Raw genomic sequence first — 18,643 nt, 5'->3', positions numbered from 1 at the left:
CCGGGGCGACCACTCCCGGCAAGAGGCTCCGGCCATCGAATCTCAGGATATTCCGGCGCATCATGATCAGCACGACCCCGAGCCGGTGTTTTCCCGGCTTTTCACGAACGCGTCTCGGGCACCGTCTCGGCCACCGCCCGCGCGGCCCCGCCGGACGCCCGGGCCCCGTCCCGCACCGCCAGCGCCAGCACCGCGCCCACCAGGCACAGCACGGCGGTGATCCAGAAGATCTCCTGGTACTCGGTGCGCAGCGCGTCCCGCACCGCCTCCTGGTACTCGGCGAGCCGCCGCGCGAACTCCTGCCGCGACATCAGGAACGGCAGCGGCATCTGCAGGCCGGCGGTCAGCGAGTGGAACCGGTGGAACCCCCAGGCCGACAGCGCCGCGATCCCCAGCAGCATGCCCATCATCCGCGCCACCACCACGGCCGCCGACGCGATGCCGTACCGGGCCGCCGGGACCGTCCGCAGCACCGCCGACGACACCGGCGCGATCACCAGGCCCAGGCCGGCGCCGGTCACCACCAGATCGACGTCCATGCGCGGCAGCGGCCCGTACGCCGCGTCCCGCAGCCCCTCCGGCCACATCGCGATCAGCGCGTACCCCGCGGCTGCGACCGCCATCCCCGCCACCAGCGGCACCCGCTCGCCGAACCGCCATGCCGCCAGCCCGCCCAGGAACGCCGCGACCAGCAGCGCCACCAGGAACCGCGCCAGGATCAGCGCCCCGCCCATCGTGTCCTCGCCCAGCAGCGTCTGCGCCACCAGCTGCACGTCCACCAGCGTCACCATCAGCGCGGCGCCCGACAGCAGGCTCACCCCGAGCGTGGCGAACAGCGGGCCGCGCCGCGTCCCCTCCACGTCGAGCAGCCGGGTGCGCGACCGCACCTCCCACAGCACGAACGCCGCCATGACCGCGACGCCCGCGGCGAGCACGGGAAGCCCCCACGGCGGCAGCGCCGACTCGTCCGGCTCGGGGTTGTAGACGCCCACCACGACCAGCGCCAGCCCCGCCGCCAGCAGCACGCCGCCCACCACGTCGACGCCCGGCCGCCCGCCCGGCCGCCCGGCCGGCACGCAGAAATGCACCGCCGCCATGGCCGCCGCGGCCAGCGGGATGTTGATCCAGAAGATCGCCCGCCAGTCGAACGCGGCCGCCAGCGCCGCCCCGTACAGCGGCCCCACCGCGCTGCCCAGCTCCTGCGCCGAACCCACCACGCCCAGCGCCACCGGGCGCCCGCGCTCCTCCCACAGGTCGGCCGCCAAAGCCATCGTCACCGGCAGCAGCGCGCCGCCCGCCAGGCCCTGCACCAGTCGCCCGGCCGTCAGCGTGACGACCCCGTGGGCCCACTGCGAGCCGTCCGCGCACGCCGTGACCGCCGACCCCGCCGCGAACGCGATCAGGCACAGCTGGATGACCGGCCGCCGCCCGAACCGGTCCGACAGCCGCCCCAGCAGCGGCATGCCCGCCACGTACCCCAGCAGGAACCCGGTGACGACCGGCGTCACCCGCTCCAGCCGGTTGATCGGGATCCCCAGATCCCCGACGACCGTCACCAGGATCGTGGTGACGACGTAGGCGTCCAGCGCGGCCAGCAGCACCACCGCGCCGCCGACCCCGATCGCGATGCGGCGCCGGATCATGCCGGGGCGCTGATCTTGTACGGCGCGTCGAACTCGGTGAACCTGACCGTCACCGCGCCGTCGTTGACGTCACCGCGCACCTTCAGCAGCCGGTGGTCGGCGGTGCTCACCCACACATGGCCCTTGACGTCCCCGTTCAGCCCTGGGATCAGCCCGGCGATGACGTCCTGGGGCAGCGTGCCGCGCACCTTGTAGGCGTCCTTGCCGTCCACCTTCTCGGTCTTCTCCGCCTGCGGCTGCGCCACCGACGTCAGCAGCTTGGCGATGCCCCGCTGCGGGTCCAGCACGGCCGACGGGTCGTACATCGCCGAGGCCAGCTGCTTGGGGAACTTGCGCCACCCGCCCGTCACGCCCTTGACGTAGAACGCATCGCCCACCGCGACGATCTTCATCTCGACCGCCTGCCCGGACTGCTCCAGGTTGATCGTCCCCTCGGCGTCCCCGTCGCGCAGCAACCGCAGGTCCCCGCCCTTGAGGGGCACCCCCGGGTTCCCCTCGGTCGCCACGTTGAACGCCACGCTCCGCAGGTTGCCCATGGCCTGCGCCGCCTGCCGCAACGTCTCCTGCGGCGGCGGCTGCTTCGCGCCCTCGTCGCCTCCGCCGCCCCCGCCCGTGCAGGCCGCCGTCCCCGCGGCCAGCACGACGACCAGAGAGAAGACTCCGCGCTTGACCATAGGCGGACCCTACCGACCGGTCACCACTCCCGTCACTCGGTACCGGGTATGACATCGCGCCCCACCTCAAGGTGGACCCCGGCCTTTCCCGGTGGCCCCCCGCAACGCCCCGCCGCTATCATTGCCGCGGCAAGCCCCTCCGTAATCGGCACTGCACGGAGGAGACCCCGGGGCGGTAGCTCAGCCGGTCAGAGCAGGGGACTCATAATCCTTTGGTCGCGGGTTCGAGTCCCGCCCGCCCCACCAACAACCATCCAGCAAGGCCCGCCGGCAGCCCGCCCGCCGGCCGAAGGCTGCCCGCACCAGGCCCGAGCAGCCGCCTAAACCACCCAACACCCCGCCGACGCCCCCGCCCCGCCCCACTCCGCCACCTGCGCGACCGGGACCGTCCCCAAGAAGCGATGAGCCGGCCAACGCCCGGCCGGGATGAGGGTGACCGCGACCTGCGTCGCTCATCACCCCTGGAGGGATCGCAACCCGCGCCGGGCCTCACACGGTCCACAGGCCGCCGGGCGGGCCGCTTATCACCCGTAGGGGGATCGCGACAGCAGCGGCGCGCCGGACAGGTAGCGCCAGGTCAGGGTTGCTCATCAACCCCTGGAGGGAACGCAACGCCTCTTCTTCATTCAGTTCGGGCCACCGTTTTGTGCGGGTTCGAGTCCCGGCCGTCCTTCCAGCTGGGCTCTGTCGCTCGCCAATGCCGGGGGCGTTGTGTTCTCTGGGGTAATCCTCCCTGTTCTTCCAAATGTTTGTTGATTTGTAGGTTTTGGTGGGGGTGTGGCTTTGAGTTCGCTGTTCGAGGGTGGGGGGCGAGGTTTTTTCGGGGGTGGTGTGGAGAAGGTTTCTGGGCAGCGGGGGTGTGCGGCGGGGTGGAATGTGGGAGGTCATGGGGCTCTGGCAGCGGGGGGTGCTGGGGTGCGCCGTGGTGGTGCTTCTCGCGGGGTGCGGAGGAGAGGAACGGAAGGCTCGCCCGGCGACGACGCCGCTGCCGATGCAGTCGAGTGGGATGGCCGTCGGCGGGGACGTGCAGGCTCAGGCCGTTAATGCCGCCCAGGTGGGGATCAGCGAGGAGCAGGCGCGGCAGATCGCCGAGGCCTGCCGTGCGGCGACCGACCTTCCGCAGGTGGGGGACGACTGCTCGGAGAAGATCCAGACGGTGGTCCGCCGCAGCCGCAACAAGAAGTGCGGAGCCAAGGATCTGTGTCTCGTTGTCAAGTACGCGCCCAAGGCGCGGGAGGGGCAGGTGAACAGGTACGTCGAGCTCATCGATCCGCGGCCGGCCGGTGAGTCGCTGTGCGGGTCCGAGCGGGTCTGCCTGCGGGTCGGGGTGAGCAATCCCGAGGTCTTCAACAAGATCGTCGGGACGGCGCGGCGGCCCAGTGGCCCCTCGACGTCGGGGCCGGTTAGGCCCACGGGGTCGGTCACGGTGAGTTCGCCTCCGGGGCGGCAGACGACCGAACCTGTGCCCACCGCGACTGAGAACGGGCCCACGGAGCCGGACACGTCGCAGCCGGACCAGCCCCAGCCGGACGGAAGCCCCTGATCGGTGGTGGCGGACGAGGGCGGCCCGGGGTTCCGGGGCATCGGTTCGCTGCTGGAGTTCGCCACCAAGGTGCTGGCTCCCGCCGGCATGCTCACCGCGGTGCTGTACTACTTCGGGTACAGGCGTGCGGAGGCGCTGTACGGCTACTTCGGTCTGGACCTCGGCAGCGTCGGGCTGACGACGACCGACTACCTGGTGCGCAGCGCCGGGCCGCTGTTCGTGCCGCTGGCGGTGGTGCTGGTCACCGGGGTCGTCGTGCTCATCCTGCACCATCTGCTGGCCCTCCTGCTCGACCGGCTCGACCTGCGGGGGCGGCGGGTGGCGTGCGGTGTCCTGGCGGGCCTTGCGTTCGTCTCGCTCGCCATCGGCGCGATCGGCCTGCAGCGCCGCGCGGAGATGCTCGCCGGGCCCCTCTTCTCCCCGGTGGCCCTCGCCGCCGGTGCGCTGCTGCTCGACTACGCCGCGGAGAGTTCGCGGATCCGCGCGGCGCTGCCCGGCCGTGTCGCGGCGGTCGTCGACTCCAACGCCAACCTGCGCCGGGGCCTGATCGCCGGACTCCTGCTGGTCGCGGCGTTCTGGGCGACGGCCGGCGTGGCGCAGAGCCGCGGCCTGGCCGAGGCCCAGAAGATCGAGGTGTCGCTGCTGGTCGAGCCGAAGGCGACCGTGTACAGCCGGCAGCGGCTGCAGATCAGCGCGCCGGGCGTGCGCATGGTGCGGCTCAGCGGCGCCAAGGAGTCGGCGTACGCCTTCCGCTACGACGGGCTGCGCCTCCTCGCGCACTCGCGGGGGCGCTGGTTCCTGCTGCCCGTCGGCTGGACGCGGACCAACGGGGCGTCGGTCGTGCTGCTGCCGGAGTCCGGCGACATCAGGGTCGATCTGGCGCCGTGAGGCGGCGCGCGGGTCAGCCGTCCTGCGCGGACGTGCCCTTGATCGCGGCGGCGACGAGTTCGGCGACGTGCTCCACGGTGGCGACGCCGTCGGACATGGACGCGTTGCGGGACGACATGACGGCGATCAGCAGGTCGTGACCGCCGCCGCGCACCCGGCCGATGCTGTTGATCGTCCAAAGGCCCCCGTCGGCCTCGCGCGGCAGCCAGCCGTTCTTCAGGGCGACGCGGTCGCCGCGCCCGGCCGCCGCGCTGACCCCCCACGCCTGCGTCGGCGTCACGTTCATCATCAGGGACAGCAGGTACTTGCGGTTGCGTGCGCTGAGCGGGCCGCGTCCGGTGGACAGCGCGGCCAGGACGCGGAGCCGGTCGGTGGCGCTGGTGACGGTGCTGCCCCAGTAGTCGCCGGGGCCGGGACGCGTGTGCCGCAGGCCGAGCTTCCTGCCGGCGGCGGCCAGGCCGGAGCCGCTGCCGATGCGGTGCCACAGCTCGGTCGTCGCGGCATTGTCGCTGTACTTGATCGCCTTTTCGGCGAGGGCCCGCTCGGTCGCGGTCAGGGCGCGGTGCTCGCGCTGCGCCTTGAGCAGCAGGGCGATGACGATGTCCACCTTGACGGTGCTGGCCGTCACCGGTCGCAGCTTGGTGTTGTAGGCGAAGGCCGCGCGGTCGGCGGCGAGGTCGGTCACCGCCACCGTCACGCTGCCCGACCTGGTTTTCAGGTAGTGGTCGAGCGTCCGTGACAGGCGCTTTCGCTGCGTCTTGCCGAACGAGGAGCGCGGCTTGCGGGACGGCGTCCGCGCACTGGGCGTCGGTGTGGAGGTCTCCGGCGCCGACAGGATGAGCGGTGTCATGGGCGCCGCGACGCGGACCGTCGGCAGGGCCGCGGACGCGGAGGCGCACGCGAGCGTGGCAGCCCCTAGGAGTACGGCCGCCACGGCGCGCAGGACCCGCGCGAAGCGGAACGACCGCGCGTGTCTGGCGCGCCTCACCATGACGGCCGCCCGCGCGACGACAGGTGGGATCTTCCGGGCATGGCGGCATCCTGGCGACGCCATCGTTTCCTCCGCGTAACGGCCGCGGGGAGTTCTCGAAACGGCGGCGTGATGCCGGGGATGTGGCGGGTAGCCCACCGGCATGGGGACGATCGCCAAGGGACTCATCGCGGGCGCCGTCGGCACATGCGCCCTCAATGCCGCCACCTACGTGGACATGGCCGCGCGCGCCCGTCCCGCCAGCAGCACGCCGGAGGAGACGGTGCGGCGGCTGGCCCGCGGCGCCGGCGTCGGCCTCGGCGAGGGCGAGCAGGCCGGCAACCGCGAGGCCGGGCTCGGGCCGCTGCTCGGGTACGCGACCGGGCTCGGCGCCGCCGTGGCCTACGGGCCGCTCGCCCGGCGCCTGCCGTGGCCGGTCGGCGCGGTCGCGCTGACGGTACTGGCCATGGCCGGGTCGATCGGGCCCATGGCCGCGCTGGGCGTCACCGACCCGCGCCGCTGGTCGGCGGCGGACTGGGTGTCGGACCTGGTGCCGCACCTGGCGTACGGGGGCCGCCGCGGCCGCCGCGTTCCGCCGCCTCGGCTGAGACCTTGCGCCCGGCCGCGCGCCTCAGCCCTCCCGGGACGCCGACGGGAAACGCGGCTCGCGCTTCTCGCGCAGGGCCGCCAGCCCCTCCAGCACGTCCGGGCCCATGAACGTGAGCATCTCGTAGGCGGCGGACTGGTCGAAGACGGGCCCCGCCGCCTTGAGCCAGTTGTTCAGGGCGCGCCTGGTCAGCCGGATCGCCTGCTGCGGCCCGGTGGCCAGCGTCCGCGCCACGCGCATCGCCTCGTCCAGCACCTGCTCGCGCGGCACCGCGCGGCTGACCAGGCCGATGCGCTCGGCCTCCGCGCCGTCGACCATTTCGCCGGTGAGCAGGTGGTAGCGGGCCTTGGCCATGCCCGCCAGCAGCGGCCAGACCATCGCCGCGTGGTCCCCGGCGGCGACGCCGAGGCGCACGTGCCCGTCGCCCAGGCGGGCGTCCTCGGCGCACACGGAGATGTCGGCCAGCAGCGCGACGACCAGCCCGGCGCCGACCGCCACCCCGTTGATCGCCGACACGATCGGCTTGGCGCAGTCGACCATGTTGTAGACCAGGTCGCTCATCTCGGTCAGCATGTGCGACACCCGGTCGTGGTCGCCCGCCATGCGTTCGACCATGGCCAGGTCGCCGCCCGCGGAGAACGCCCTGCCCGCGCCGGTCACCACGGCCACCCTGGTCTGCGGGTCGGCGGACACGTCCCGCCACACCCGGGCCATCTCGGTGTGCATCCGCTCGTCGGCCGCGTTGTATTTGTCGGGACGGTCGAGCGTGATGAGCAGCACGCCGTTTTCGTGCCGTTCGAACCGGAGCCGTTCGTAGTCGGACCAGGGCATGGGGTGGCGCTCCTCCCGGGTGTCCACAGGCGAGGCGAACGGCCTGCACGACGCGGCCGCGGGAGCAGATTACCGAACGGCGCTCGGTGAACCTTCCGGGGTGCTCGCCGCGTATTGCCGCTTCGATGGAGAATCGGTGCCGGCCTCGCGTCTCCCATGACGACGCCTGAACCCCCGGACGCATCCGCCGAGCAGTGGGCCCGGTTCCTCGACGCGCTGGAGCGCGCCTGCGGCGAGTGCGGCGGGACGGGCCTGGTGCGCAGCGTGCGGTGGCGCGCCTGGCACGAACGCGCCGGCGAGCTGATCCGCGTGGCGCAGGCCGCGCAGCGCGCCGCGGACCTGTCGCACGCCGCGCAGGCCCCGCCCGCCGAGACCGAGGTGCCCACCGTCGTGCTGGCCATCGAACGGGCCATCGACGAGCACATGCGGACCCGCCCCGACGAACCCGAGCAGCAGCCGTGCCCGGCCTGCCGGGGCACGGGCCGGGTCCTGACCGGGTTCGGCCGGCGGCTGTCGGAGGTCCTGGCGCGGCACGGGTTCGTCCGCCAGGGCGACCCCTGACCCGGTTCCCGCGCTTACCCCCATTTCACCGACGGCCGTCTGTCTCTTTGTAGTCGTTTGGGTATGCAGCGTTACACCTGTTGTGTCCGTGACTCAAGGGAGGCCCGATGCCGCGCCGCACCGTCCGCCGCAGGACCCGTCCGCGAACCGTCCGCCGGACCTGCGCCGCCCTGGCCGCCACGGCGGTCGCGGCCGTCGGCGCGCCTCCCGCCGCCGCCGAGCCCGCCCCGCCGACCGACCCGCTGCCCAGGAAGCTGCGGCCCGCCCTGGCCAAGCCGTCGGCCCAGCCCAGGGGGTGGGCGAAGGGCCTGGTGATCGGCGGCGACCAGGCCGGGCGCCGGCTCGTCGTGCTGGACGCGGGCAGGCGCTCCTGGCAGGGCAAGCGCGCCGTGAAATGGAGCTGGAAGCCGACCGCCGCACGCGGATACCGGGACGTCGCCGGCGCGTGGGGCGGCGCGTCCGACGTGCGGGTGCGGCGCCGGCACGGACGGACCTACGTGGTCACCGCGCAGGGCGCCGGCTTCGCCGGGGCCGTGGAGTACCCGTCCGGCAGGCGCCTATGGGCCGTCGACGCCGGCCGGAGCAGCGGCCTGCACGCCGCCGAGCTGCTGCCGAACGGCAACGTCGCGGTGGCCGCGGCCCGCGGCCACTGGGTGCGCGTCTACGCCGCCTCGCGCGGACGCGCCGCCCGCGCGCACGCCCAGGTCCGCCTCGCCCGCGCGCACGGCCTGCTGTGGGACCCGTCCCGCCGAATCCTGTGGGCCCTCGGCGACAAGCACCTGGTCGCGCTGCGCGTGGGCGGCACGGCGCACCGCCCGACCCTGCGGGCCGTGGGGCGCAGGCGGCTGCCGTCGGCCGGCGGCCACGACCTCGCGCCCGTGTTCGGCAACCGCAACCGGCTGTGGATCACCACCCACCACGGCGTCTACCAGTACGACAAGCGCAGGGGCGTGTTCACCACCCGCTACCGGCTCGCCCCGCGGGTCAACAAGCGCATCGTCAAGTCCGTCGGCGACCACCCCCGGACCGGGCAGGTGCTGCTGACCCGGCCCAAGAAGGGCTGCGCCACCTCCTGGTGCACCGACACCCTGGAGTTCTTCGGGCCGGGGCGCCGGACGGCCACGCGCGTGCTGCGCGGCGCCCAGTTCTACCGGGCCCGCTGGTTCGTGCCCAGGTACCAGTGACCGACCGGGTGCTAGGCGGGCCACTCCGGAGGCCGCTTGTCCAGGAACGCGCGCATGCCCTCCTGCGCCTCCGGGGTCTGGCTGGCGGCGGCCATCACCTCGATGGCGTAGGCGTAGGCGTCCTGCTCGGGACGGCCCAGCTGGGCGTACATGGCCTGCTTGCCCAGGGCCTTGCTGCGCGGGCTGCCCTTGGTGGCCCGCTCCAAGAGCTCGAGGGTCGCCTTGTCCAGCTCGTCGTCCGGGACGACCCGGTTGACCAGGCCCCACTCGCAGGCCGTGCGCGCGTCGATCACGTCGCCGGTGAGCGCCATCTCCATGGCCCGCTTGCGGCCGATGTCGCGGGCGATCGCGACCATCGGGGTGTGGCAGAACCAGCCGCCCTTGCCGCCCGGCGCGGCGAACCCCGCGCTCTCGCCCGCCACGACCAGGTCGCAGCTCGCCACCAGCTGGCAGCCCGCCGCCGTCGCCAGGCCGTGCACCCGCGCCACCACCACCTGCGGCACCGACTGGATCGTGCGCATCAGCTCGGTGCACGTCTGCAGCAGGGAGCGGACGTCGGCGTGGGACGCCCCGGCCATGTCGGCGAAGTCGTGACCGGCGGAGAACACCGGACCGCTCGCCGCCAGCACCACGCCGCGGGCGTCGGTGCCGCCGACCTGCCGGAACGCCTCGGTCAGCGCGAGCAGGAACTCCCGGGACAACGCGTTGCGGCGTTGCGGCCGGTTCATCGTGATCGTCGTGAACGGGCCGTCGCGCTCGACCAGGACATCGCTCATGGTTCCGACGCTACGCCACCGGCCCGAGCTCGGGGAGGCGCCGGCGCGCACCCTGTTGGATGCGCCCCTAGGATCACGGCAGCTTCGCAAGATCGTCCAGGGAGGTGTCGTCATGCTGGTCGCGTTCTCGGTGACCCCGCTCGGCGTCGGGGAGAACGTGGGGGAACTGGTGGCGGAGGCCGTCCGCGTGGTGCGCGAAAGCGGCCTGCCCAACCGCACCGACGCCATGTTCACCACGGTCGAGGGGGAGTGGGACGAGGTGATGGCGGTGGTCAAGGCCGCCACCGACGCCGTCGCCGCCCGCGCCCCCAGGGTCAGCCTGGTGCTCAAGGCCGACCTGCGTCCCGGCGTCACCGGCGCCCTGGACGCCAAGGTCGAGAGCATCGAACGCCACCTCGCCGAGAACCGGGACTGACAGGCCGAGGCCCCCTACCGGCGGCGGACGACCAGGGCGTCCAGCGCCTCGATCTGCGAGCCGCACACCCGCAGCGGGTTGATCTCCAGCGACTCCAGGTCGGGCCCCAGCGCGGCCGCAAGCCGCCCGACGGCGGCGACCACCTCGGCGAGGCGGTCCAGGTCGGCGGCGGGCGAGCCGCGGTGGCCGCGCAGCACGGCCGCGCCGCGCAGCCCGGTCAGCATCGCCCGCGCTCGCGCGGGCGTGACCGGCAGCGGCGACAGCGCGGCGTCGTCCAGCACCTCCACCAGGACGCCGCCGAGCGCCACCGCCAGCAGCAGGCCCCAGTCGGGATCGCGGGTCACGCCGACCAGCAGCTCGGGCGCCTCGGCGCGCATGGGCGCCACCAGCACCCCGTCCAGCCGCGCCCCCGCGGCGGCGGCGCCCCGGGCCGCCGCCATGATCTCGTCGTGCACGGCGGCCGCTTGGTCCGCGGTCACGCCGAGGCGCACGCACCCCAGGTCGGTCTTGTGGGCGATGTCCGGTGAGACGATCTTCATCGCCACCGGCCCGCCGAACTCCGCGGCGGCCCGCTCGGCCTCCTCGGCCGAACGGACGTGCCGGGCCGGGACGACCGGGATCCCGGCGGCCTCGAGCAGGGCCCGCGCGTCCACCTCGGAGAAGGCGTCGCCCTCCGGGAGCGCGACCCGAGGCGCCGGAACGGCGTGCTCCCGGAGGGCCGTCTCCTCCTCGGCGCGGTGCGCCGACCAGCGGGCCAGCCGCGCGATCGCCTCCACGCCGAGCCGCAGCCCGGGGACGACGTGGGCGACCCCGCCGGCGTCCAGAACGGCGCGCGCCCGCGGCCCCACCGGCTGGGTCACCTGGGTCAGGTAGAGGCCGGGCGCCCTGCCCGCGGCCATGCCCGCGCCGATGGCGTCGACGTACCGCTGACCGTAGAAGGGGCCGTCGCCGCGCCACGGCAGGCTGTTGACGGCGACGACGATGCCGACGGACGGGTCGTCGCCGACCGCCGCCACCGCCTCCCGCCAGATCTGCGGGTCCTTGACCGCGGCGCCGGTGACGTCGAGCGGGTTGTGCGCCGCGCCGAAGGCGGGCAGCACCCGCGCCAGCCGCCGCACCGTGCCCTCGGCCGGCTCGGGCAGCCGCAGGCCCGCGCCGTCGGCCAGGTCGGCGATGATGTCGCAGGCGCCGCCGGAGATCGACACGATGCCCGCGCCCGGCCGGTCCAGCGGCCCGGTGTACGCGGCGACGCCCGCCGTGACCAGCATGTCCTCGATCGTGTCCACCCGGATCACGCCGAGCCGCTCGAACACCGCGTCGACCACCCGGTCGTCGCCCACCAGCGCGCCGGTGTGCGAGGCGGCCGCCCGCGCGGCCAGCTCGCTGCGGCCCGCCTTGAGGACCACCAGCGCCTTGCCCGCCCGCGCCGCCCGGCGGGCCGCCGCGGCGAACACCTCCGGTTCGCGGACGGCCTCCATGAACACCGCGATCGCCTTGGTGGCCGGGTCGTCCACCAGGTGGTCGACCAGGTGGCCCACGGTGACCATCGCCTCGTTGCCGACCGTGATGACGTGCGAGAGCCCGACCCCGGCCAGGGCCGCGAAATCGGTCATCGCGCCGCAGCAGGCGCCGGACTGGGAGATCAGCGCGACGTCGCCGGGCGCGCTCGGCGGATCGGCCAGCGCGATCGCCGGCACGCCCGCCGCGACGTTGACGAAGCCGAGCGCGTTGGGGCCCAGCAGGACGACGCCGAGCTCCTCGGCGAGGCCCGCCAGCTCCTCCTGCCGCCGCCGCCCCTCCGCGCCGGTCTCGGCGTACCCGGAGCTGAGCACCGCGACGCCGCGCGCCCCCGCGACCGCCGCGTCCCGCACCGCGTCGGGCGCCGCCTCGGCGGGGACCATGACGAACGCCAGATCGACGGGCCCGCCGATCTCCGCGCACGTGCGGTGGGCGGGCCGTCCGTGCACCTCGGGGCTGCGCCGGTTCACCAGGTAGGTGGTGTCGGCGCGGCCCGCGGCGGTCAGGTTGCCGTACAGCAGCCGGGAGAACGCCGATCTGTCGCTGGCGCCGATGAGCGCGACGGACCGCGGTGCGAGCAGCGTCCGGAGCCGTTCGGGGGTCACCAGGGGCGAGCGAGGCGCCCCGCCGGGCCCTTCTTCCGGCCCGCGCCCGTCTTCCCGCAGCCGCCGAACGGTCCCGGACAAACCGACCTCCGCTCCCGGCCGTCCGCCGCGCCGGAGCAGGCGGCAACGACCGTAATCAATGATAATGAAACATAAGATAATGCTGATCTGACGGTCAAGAACGCCCGGGACGACCTGGGGAGACGCCGGACGGCTCCCGGGCGGCGGGCATGCGAGGGCAGGGCGCAACCGCACGCGGCGATGCCGGACCGGACCGGGCGGTCCGGAAGAGGAGACCCGGGGACGGTGCCCCGGGGCGGGGTCACACGGCGCGGTCGCGCGGGGGAGCGGCCAGGCCGAGGATCTCGCGGGCCGCGCGGACCAGGGACGCGTTGTCGGGCGCGGGCGACCCGTCGGGCAGCAGCAGGCAGTCCTCCAGGCCGATGCGGGTGTCCAGGCCGAGCGCGGCGGCCATGCGCAGCACCGGCCAGGCGCCGCCGTCCTCGCCGTGCAGCAGGACGGGACGGCCGCGCGCGGCGCCCAGCTCCTCCAGCAGCGCGGCGGCCGTGCGCGGCGCGGTGTCGGGGTCGGTGTCGGTCACCTCGGCCAGCACCCGCAGCACGCGGTGCGCGGACGGCCAGGCCAGGAACCGGCGGGCCGCGTCGGTGCCGGAGAACACGCCCGCCTCGATCTCCACGCCGAGGTCGAGCAGCGCGTCGGCGACCAGCTCGGCGCCCTCCTCGTGCCAGTTGACCGAGGCGTGGTCGGGCAGCACCTTCCACGAGCGCACCAGCTCGGCGCGGGCCCGCGGGTCCGGCGCGGCCCACGCGCCCGTGGTGACGCCGACGCGGATGCCCGGCACGGCCGCGCGCACGGCGGTCACCGCCTCGGCGACCGCGTCAGGCTCCAGCGAGTCGGCGCCGTAGGCGTCCTTGGGGTGCAGGTGCACGTCCTCGGCGCCCGCGACCACGGCGCTGCGGACGGCGACGGCGAGCTCGTGCGGGGTCAGCGGCAGGTGGGCGGCGTCGGAGCGGGTGCGGGGACCGTTGGGGCAGACCTGCAGCATGCAATGATCATCGCAGATGGCCGCCCCGCGTGGTGATGAAGGTCACCTGAACCTGACCCGCGGGGAGGGGGTATGCGGTCCGCCGCCGCGCCGTCAACCGCTCCCCGCGGGGGTGATGACGCAGGGGCCGCCGCAGACGTCGACGACCGTGCCGGTCTTGAGGAACACCGCCTTCTGCCGACGCGCGTCGGGCGAGTTGCGCGGATCGGAGTGCGGGTCTCGGCCCTCGGTCGGAGGCGTGTTGGTCGTCGGCGGCGCGGGCGATCCGCTGTCCCACACCACCATCGCCGAGCCCGCGTACGGGGTGGAGCCGATCGCGGGGATGCCCCAGAACGGCACCCGGTCGGGGCTGCGCCCGGGGCGCAGCGCGGGCACGTGCAGCCGCGCACCGATCGTGCGGGCCTCGACCTCGGCCGCCACCGGCGCCACCTGGTGGTCGCCGAACGCCACGTGCATCAGCACCCGGTGCGACGGCGTGCCCGGCAGCGGACGGTCCGTCATGTGCGCGGCGTACCCGTTGGCCTCGCCGCGGTCCCACAGCATCTGCATCAGCGCGATGGCGATCTGCTGGTCGAGCTTGTCGGGGTAGAACACGTCCAGCACGCGGGCGTAGGTGGGGAAGTCGGCGCTGCGGTTGAGCAGGGTGCTGTAGTTCATGGCGGGCACGCCCAGCACGGCGCGCCGCACGTCCGGCGACACGGCGGTCAGCGCGCCGCCCATGATGCCGCCCTGGCTGTTGCCGTCGAACACCACGCCCTTAGCGGCGTCGATCAGCGGCCTGCCGTCGGCGGTGCGGAACGCCTTGTCGCGCAGGAAGCCGCGCGTCATCGCCCGGCCGAGCAGGATCTGGTGGAGCATGCCCTGCTGGAGCCGGTCGGCGACGGTGTCGAAGCGGCTCAGGTCGGCCAGCACGGTGACGACGTTGGGGATGTCCTCGTTGGACATGCCGATCCACTTGGTGGCGCAGAACGCGAAGCCGTGCTCGGCCGCCATCGCCTTGACGTTGCCCGCCGCCACCTCGCTCTCGCCGCCCAGCAGGCCGTGCCCGTACAGGGCGGCCCGCGCGGGCGTGCTGAACGCCGACCGCGGGATCTCGCACTGGAACGGCACCACCTGGGTGTTGCCGGGCAGCCGGGCGGGCAGCCCGTCGCGTCCGTAGTGGAACGACGAGCCGGGCGGGCCGCCGGGCAGGTTCAGGTAGCTGGGGGCGAACAGCACGCCCTTGACCTCGCGTCCGATCCGCTCGTCCACGTCGTCGGCGACCTGCGTGACCAGGAACGGCGGGGAGCCCGTGGAGCCGAGGCCCCGCAGCGCGTCGTCGCGGATGTGCAGCATGCGCTCCGACAGGCCGCGGCGGCTGGCGACGGTGAAGTCCCACGCCAGGTACAGGTCCTCGGTGCCGACGCCGTGGCGCGCCAGGTCCGCCAGGACGCGCCTGGTGGCGCGCTGCCGTTCGCGCAGCGGGTCGCCCGCCGGCAGCGTCCGCCCGAGGATCCGGGCGAACGCCGCGTTGGGCCGGATGACGGCCCCGGAGGCGTCGCGCAGGCCGCGCAGCGCCACCGCGTACCGGTGGCCCTCGCGGAAGTTGCGCGCCGGACGGACGATGAGGGCGCGGCGGTCGTCGCGCGTGGCGTTGGCGTCCAGCTCGGCCCAGTACGGCCAGCGCTCCCCGGTCGCGGTGTCGACGATGACGATCGGGGCGTCGCGGCGCAGCGACGCCCCGATGTCGGTGACGGGCGCCGCGCCGCTGCGGGCCAGGTCCACGCCGGGCACGTGCGCCAGCAGCATGGAACCGGGGGAGAAGCCGTCGGACCGGTTCCACGCGTCCGGGCGGATCGGCACGCCCAGCGAGTTGCGCAGCGTCGTGCGCAGGTGGACGCGGCGGCCGGTGTCGGTGCGGGCGTCGCGCACCGTGTACCAGTCGCTGGGGAACGGCAGCAGGCAGGACGCCGGGTCGATCGGGTCGCACCCGTCGTCGGCGGGTGCCGCCGCGGCCGCGGACGGGGCGGACAGGAGCGCGCCCGCGAGGGCGAGCGCGGCGAGGGTCGCGAGCAGTGCGCGCAAGGCCGGCCTCCCGGAGGCAGTGCACGATCCGCGCGAGCGCCGCCCCCGAGCCGGACGCCGTGCGTCCCCAAGATCAGACCGCAGGAGGGCGGCGCGGTCAATGCCCGTCCCGCCCCGATGGGCGATTTGTTCCGCTCTTGGTAAATCTGGCCGCCCGGCCGTTGCCTCGCGGTTTCAGCCGTGCCCGAGCATGTGCCGGCGGTCGGCGACGCGATCGGGAGACGGCACGTTGCGATCGACGTCACCTCGGGTCGAATGTCCCGTCTGTCGCTGATTTGTCGTTTTGATGGACGGTCCCGTACGCTCCCCTTGTCTTAGGTTTGCCTTACCTATCTGATCGATCGGCAGGGGGGACGGCGGGTGACCGGGATGCGCGGCCGGCGGCTCGCCGTGGTGGCGGCATGCGCGGCGCTGCTGGTGGCCGCGGCGATGGCCAGTCTGGCCGCGGGCAGCCGGGGCATCGCCCCCGGGCACGTCGTCGACGCGCTGCTGCGGCCCGACGGCGGCGAGGAGAGCGCCATCGTGCGGTCGATGCGCCTGCCGCGCACCGTGACCGGCCTGGCCGTCGGTGCGGGGCTGGCCCTGGCCGGGGTGCTGATGCAGGCGCTGACCCGCAACCCGCTGGCCGAGCCGCGCCTGATGGGCGTCACCTCCGGCGCGTCCCTGGGCGTGGTCGTCGCGATCAGCGTGTTCGGGCTGACCACGCTGCCCGCCTACGTGTGGTTCGGCATCGCGGGCGCGGCCGTGTCCGGCACGTTCGTGTACGCGCTGGCGGCCCGCACCCGCGACGGCGCGTCCCCGGTCACGCTGGCGCTGGCGGGCACCGCGCTGGACGCCTCGCTCACCGGCGTGGTGGTCGGCGTCCTCACCGTCAACGCGCAGACCTTCGACACCTACCGCTTCTGGGCTGTGGGCTCGCTGGCCGGACGGCCCGCCGAGGTGGCGCTGTGGGTGCTGCCGTTCGTCGCCGCCGGGGCGGTGCTGGCCTTCGCCGCCGCGCGCGGCCTGGACGCCGTGGCCCTCGGCGACGACGTGGCGCGCGGCCTGGGCCGCGACGTCGGCCGGGTGCGGCTGCTGGCCGCGGTCGCGGCCGTCGTGCTCACCGGCGCCGCCGTCGCCGCGGCCGGGCCCATCGGATTCGTCGGGCTGGCGGTGCCGCACCTGGCGCGCGGCCTGGTCGGCGCCGACCACCGCTGGGTGCTGGCGGTGTCGCTGCTGCTCGGGCCCGCGCTGCTGCTGGTCGCCGACGTGCTCGGCCGGCTGGTCGTCCCGCCCGCCGAGGTCCGCGCCGGCGTCGTCACCGCGCTGCTGGGCGCCCCGTTCCTGATCCTGCTGGTCCGCCGCGGACGGACGGTGACCGCGTGAACCCGGCGAAGACCGCGCATCCGGCGGCGGGGCGGCTGGTCGTCGGCCGCGGGACGGTCGCGTTCGTCGTGCGGCGGCGCTCGGCCGTGGTCGGCGCGGTGCTCGTGGTGCTGACCGCCGTCGCCGCGGTCGTCTCGCTCGGCGTGGGCAGCACGTTCGTCGCGCCGCCGGACGTGCTGCGGGCGCTGGCGGGCGACGGCCCGTTCACCGTCGTCGTGCAGAACCTGCGGCTGCCGCGCATCACCGTCGGTCTCGCGGTCGGGGCGCTGCTCGGCCTGTCCGGCGCGCTGCTGCAGTCGATCAGCCGCAACCCGCTGGCCGGCCCCGACGTCGTCGGCGTCACCCAGGGCGCCGGCCTGGCCGCCACGTTCGCGATGACCGCGGGCCTGGGTACGGTCTGGCTGGGGGCGGGCGCGCTGCTGGGCGGGCTGGCCGCCGCGGCGGCGGTGTTCGTGCTGTCGTTCCGGTACGGGCTGGCCGCGCACCGGTTCGTGCTGTGCGGGATCGCCGTGGCGCTGGCGGTCCGGGCGCTCACCGAAGTGATCATCGTCAGCGGCGACCCGATGGAGGGGCAGCGGGCGCAGGTGTGGCTGGCGGGCAGCCTGGCCGGGCTCGGCTACGCCGAGGCGCGCGTGCTGCTGGTGCCGCTACTGGTGTTGCTTCCCGTGCTGCTGTGGGCGGGACGCGCCATGGACACCACCGCCCTCGACGACGACGTGGCCCGCGGGCTCGGCGTGCGCGTGGTGGGGCGCCGCGTCGCGCTCGGCGCGGTCGCGGTGCTGCTGGCCGCCCTGGCGACCTCGCAGGCGGGTGCCGTCGACTTCGTCGCGCTGGCCGCGCCGCAGCTGGCCCGCCGCCTGGTGCGCGCCGAGCGTCCGCCGCTGGCCTGCGCCGCCCTCACCGGGGCGCTGCTCACCGTCGTGGCCGACCTGGTCGCCCGCACCGCGTTCGCGCCCGTGCAGCTGCCGGTCGGGGTGCTCACCGCGGCCCTCGGCGGCCCCTACCTGCTGTGGCTGCTGGTACGGAGGAAGAAAGCATGACCACCGAGCACGTCCCGCCGTCGTCCGGCCCGGGCCCCGCCGCCGGTGACGCCGACGCCGCCGACGCGGACGCCCGGCCCCCGGTGCGGCTGGAGGCCCGCGGTCTCCGCGTCGGCTACGGCGACCGGCTCGTCATCGAGGACCTGGACCTGGAGCTGCCCGGCGGCGCGTTCACCGTGATCATCGGCCCGAACGCGTGCGGCAAGTCGACGCTGCTGCGCACGCTGGCCCGGCTGCTGGCGCCGCGCGGCGGCGCCGCCCTCATCGACGGCGCCGACGTGCACGCGATGCCGACCCGCGAGCTGGCGCGCCGCCTGGGCGTCCTGCCGCAGAGCCCGGTGACTCCCGAGGGGCTGACCGTGGCCGACCTGGTGGCGCGCGGCCGCCAGCCGCACCAGCGGTGGTTCCGGCAGTGGAGCGCCGCCGACACCGCCGCCGTCGAGCGCGCCCTGCGCCTGACGGGGCTGAGCGACCTGCGCGACCGTCCGGTGGAGGCGCTGTCGGGCGGCCAGCGGCAACGCGTGTGGATCGCCCTGACGCTCGCCCAGGACACCGACGCGCTCCTGCTGGACGAGCCCACCACGTACCTGGACCTGGCGCACCAGATCGAGGTGCTCGACCTGCTGCGCCGCCTGAACCGCGGCGGCACCGGGCGGACGGTGGTGGCGGTGCTGCACGACCTCAACCAGGCGTGCCGGTACGCCGACCACCTGGTGGTCATGAAGGACGGCCGGGTCGTCGCCCAGGGGCCGCCCGGAGAGGTGATGAACGCCGACCGTCTCGAAGAGGTGTTCGGCCTGGGCGGCGTCGTCATCCCGTGCCCGCTGACGGGGGCTCCGTTGGTGGTGCCGGGCGCTCCCGGCTGACCGGGGGCGCGGTGCCGGCCCCGGCGA

16 protein-coding genes and 1 tRNA gene are annotated in these 18,643 nt (G+C 74.8%); 9 read left to right on the top strand and 8 right to left on the bottom strand.

Translation table 11 applies throughout. The features are described from left to right. Window positions 1-101: 101 nt before the first annotated feature. The gene (locus QSK22_RS05955) at window positions 102-1,643 is read right to left on the bottom strand and encodes an MFS transporter (protein WP_285492961.1); all 1,542 of its coding nucleotides are present in this window, start codon (window positions 1,641-1,643) and stop codon (window positions 102-104) included. Beyond that, entirely contained in the window at window positions 1,640-2,317 is a 678-nt protein-coding gene (locus QSK22_RS05950; protein WP_285492960.1) for an LppX_LprAFG lipoprotein, read from the bottom strand. The genes QSK22_RS05955 and QSK22_RS05950 overlap by 4 nt, the downstream gene beginning before the upstream one ends. A gap of 169 nt (window positions 2,318-2,486) precedes the next feature. Between QSK22_RS05950 and QSK22_RS05945 the strand changes: the two genes are divergently transcribed. From QSK22_RS05945 to QSK22_RS05935, 3 genes are all read left to right on the top strand, one after another. Continuing rightward, window positions 2,487-2,563, top strand: a tRNA-Ile gene (locus QSK22_RS05945). Window positions 2,564-3,203: 640 nt separating this feature from the next. Then, complete coding sequence (locus QSK22_RS05940) at window positions 3,204-3,860, top strand: hypothetical protein (RefSeq protein ID WP_285492959.1); 657 nt, start codon at window positions 3,204-3,206, stop codon at window positions 3,858-3,860. Between the two features lie 3 nt (window positions 3,861-3,863). Beyond that, the gene (locus QSK22_RS05935; protein WP_285492958.1) at window positions 3,864-4,748 is read left to right on the top strand and encodes a hypothetical protein; all 885 of its coding nucleotides are present in this window, start codon (window positions 3,864-3,866) and stop codon (window positions 4,746-4,748) included. A 13-nt stretch (window positions 4,749-4,761) separates the two neighbouring features. Here the strand turns inward: QSK22_RS05935 and QSK22_RS05930 are convergent, their stop codons facing one another. Next, window positions 4,762-5,598 (bottom strand): serine hydrolase, encoded by an 837-nt coding sequence (locus tag QSK22_RS05930; protein ID WP_285492957.1) that lies wholly within the window; start codon window positions 5,596-5,598, stop codon window positions 4,762-4,764. A 751-nt stretch (window positions 5,599-6,349) separates the two neighbouring features. Beyond that, on the bottom strand, window positions 6,350-7,156 hold the full coding sequence (locus tag QSK22_RS05925) for an enoyl-CoA hydratase/isomerase family protein (protein WP_285492956.1): 807 nt from the start codon (window positions 7,154-7,156) through the stop codon (window positions 6,350-6,352). A 156-nt stretch (window positions 7,157-7,312) separates the two neighbouring features. On the opposite strand from QSK22_RS05925, the gene QSK22_RS05920 reads away from it, so the two are divergent. Together QSK22_RS05920 and QSK22_RS05915 are read left to right on the top strand one after the other, a co-directional pair. Next, a complete protein-coding gene (locus tag QSK22_RS05920; protein ID WP_285492955.1) occupies window positions 7,313-7,717 on the top strand; it encodes a hypothetical protein in 405 nt (134 codons plus the stop codon). A 107-nt stretch (window positions 7,718-7,824) separates the two neighbouring features. Then, window positions 7,825-8,901: a DUF6528 family protein gene (locus QSK22_RS05915; protein ID WP_285492954.1), complete on the top strand. Its 1,077-nt coding sequence runs from the start codon at window positions 7,825-7,827 to the stop codon at window positions 8,899-8,901. Window positions 8,902-8,912: 11 nt separating this feature from the next. Here QSK22_RS05915 and QSK22_RS05910 read toward each other — a convergent pair whose 3' ends face one another. Continuing rightward, window positions 8,913-9,677 (bottom strand): enoyl-CoA hydratase-related protein, encoded by a 765-nt coding sequence (locus QSK22_RS05910; protein WP_285492953.1) that lies wholly within the window; start codon window positions 9,675-9,677, stop codon window positions 8,913-8,915. 112 nt (window positions 9,678-9,789) lie between these two features. On the opposite strand from QSK22_RS05910, the gene QSK22_RS05905 reads away from it, so the two are divergent. Then, entirely contained in the window at window positions 9,790-10,092 is a 303-nt protein-coding gene (locus QSK22_RS05905; protein ID WP_285492952.1) for an MTH1187 family thiamine-binding protein, read from the top strand. A gap of 14 nt (window positions 10,093-10,106) precedes the next feature. Here QSK22_RS05905 and QSK22_RS05900 read toward each other — a convergent pair whose 3' ends face one another. From QSK22_RS05900 to QSK22_RS05890, 3 genes are all read right to left on the bottom strand, one after another. Next, window positions 10,107-12,215 carry an acetate--CoA ligase family protein gene (locus QSK22_RS05900; protein ID WP_285492951.1) on the bottom strand — a complete coding sequence of 703 codons (2,109 nt, stop codon included), beginning with the start codon at window positions 12,213-12,215 and terminating at the stop codon, window positions 10,107-10,109. Window positions 12,216-12,537: 322 nt separating this feature from the next. Further along, window positions 12,538-13,281, bottom strand: coding sequence for a 3-keto-5-aminohexanoate cleavage protein (locus tag QSK22_RS05895; RefSeq protein ID WP_285492950.1), 744 nt, complete (start codon window positions 13,279-13,281; stop codon window positions 12,538-12,540). 93 nt (window positions 13,282-13,374) lie between these two features. Further along, window positions 13,375-15,345, bottom strand: a complete 1,971-nt coding sequence (locus QSK22_RS05890) for a hypothetical protein (protein WP_285492949.1) — start codon at window positions 15,343-15,345, stop codon at window positions 13,375-13,377. Between the two features lie 369 nt (window positions 15,346-15,714). Here QSK22_RS05890 and QSK22_RS05885 point away from each other — a divergent pair, with 369 nt between their 5' ends. Genes QSK22_RS05885 through QSK22_RS05875 form a run of 3 tightly spaced genes read left to right on the top strand, consistent with a single transcriptional unit; the run spans window position 15,715 to window position 18,616 of the window. Continuing rightward, window positions 15,715-16,710: a FecCD family ABC transporter permease gene (locus QSK22_RS05885; RefSeq protein ID WP_285493313.1), complete on the top strand. Its 996-nt coding sequence runs from the start codon at window positions 15,715-15,717 to the stop codon at window positions 16,708-16,710. After that, the gene (locus QSK22_RS05880) at window positions 16,707-17,750 is read left to right on the top strand and encodes a FecCD family ABC transporter permease (protein ID WP_285492948.1); all 1,044 of its coding nucleotides are present in this window, start codon (window positions 16,707-16,709) and stop codon (window positions 17,748-17,750) included. The genes QSK22_RS05885 and QSK22_RS05880 overlap by 4 nt, the downstream gene beginning before the upstream one ends. Beyond that, window positions 17,747-18,616, top strand: coding sequence for an ABC transporter ATP-binding protein (locus QSK22_RS05875; protein WP_285492947.1), 870 nt, complete (start codon window positions 17,747-17,749; stop codon window positions 18,614-18,616). The genes QSK22_RS05880 and QSK22_RS05875 overlap by 4 nt, the downstream gene beginning before the upstream one ends. Window positions 18,617-18,643: the final 27 nt, after the last annotated feature.

It is taken from the genome of Actinomadura sp. NBRC 104425 (assembly GCF_030269545.1).
Classification (GTDB): domain Bacteria; phylum Actinomycetota; class Actinomycetes; order Streptosporangiales; family Streptosporangiaceae; genus Spirillospora; species Spirillospora keratinilytica.
Note: the sequence above shows the minus strand (reverse complement) of the source record. Positions and strands in the feature narration are given on the sequence as shown.

Bases quoted from the DNA above. Each gene is read 5' to 3' on its own strand.
- QSK22_RS05915 (WP_285492954.1), top strand. From the start codon at position 7,825: ATGCCGCGCCGCACCGTCCGCCGCAGGACCCGTCCGCGAACCGTCCGC.
- QSK22_RS05925 (WP_285492956.1), bottom strand. From the start codon at position 7,156: ATGCCCTGGTCCGACTACGAACGGCTCCGGTTCGAACGGCACGAAAAC.
- QSK22_RS05905 (WP_285492952.1), top strand. From the start codon at position 9,790: ATGCTGGTCGCGTTCTCGGTGACCCCGCTCGGCGTCGGGGAGAACGTG.
- QSK22_RS05920 (WP_285492955.1), top strand. From the start codon at position 7,313: ATGACGACGCCTGAACCCCCGGACGCATCCGCCGAGCAGTGGGCCCGG.
- QSK22_RS05940 (WP_285492959.1), top strand. From the start codon at position 3,204: ATGGGGCTCTGGCAGCGGGGGGTGCTGGGGTGCGCCGTGGTGGTGCTT.
- QSK22_RS05895 (WP_285492950.1), bottom strand. From the start codon at position 13,281: ATGCTGCAGGTCTGCCCCAACGGTCCCCGCACCCGCTCCGACGCCGCC.
- QSK22_RS05950 (WP_285492960.1), bottom strand. From the start codon at position 2,317: ATGGTCAAGCGCGGAGTCTTCTCTCTGGTCGTCGTGCTGGCCGCGGGG.
- QSK22_RS05875 (WP_285492947.1), top strand. From the start codon at position 17,747: ATGACCACCGAGCACGTCCCGCCGTCGTCCGGCCCGGGCCCCGCCGCC.
- QSK22_RS05955 (WP_285492961.1), bottom strand. From the start codon at position 1,643: ATGATCCGGCGCCGCATCGCGATCGGGGTCGGCGGCGCGGTGGTGCTG.
- QSK22_RS05910 (WP_285492953.1), bottom strand. From the start codon at position 9,677: ATGAGCGATGTCCTGGTCGAGCGCGACGGCCCGTTCACGACGATCACG.
- QSK22_RS05930 (WP_285492957.1), bottom strand. From the start codon at position 5,598: ATGACACCGCTCATCCTGTCGGCGCCGGAGACCTCCACACCGACGCCC.
- QSK22_RS05885 (WP_285493313.1), top strand. From the start codon at position 15,715: ATGCGCGGCCGGCGGCTCGCCGTGGTGGCGGCATGCGCGGCGCTGCTG.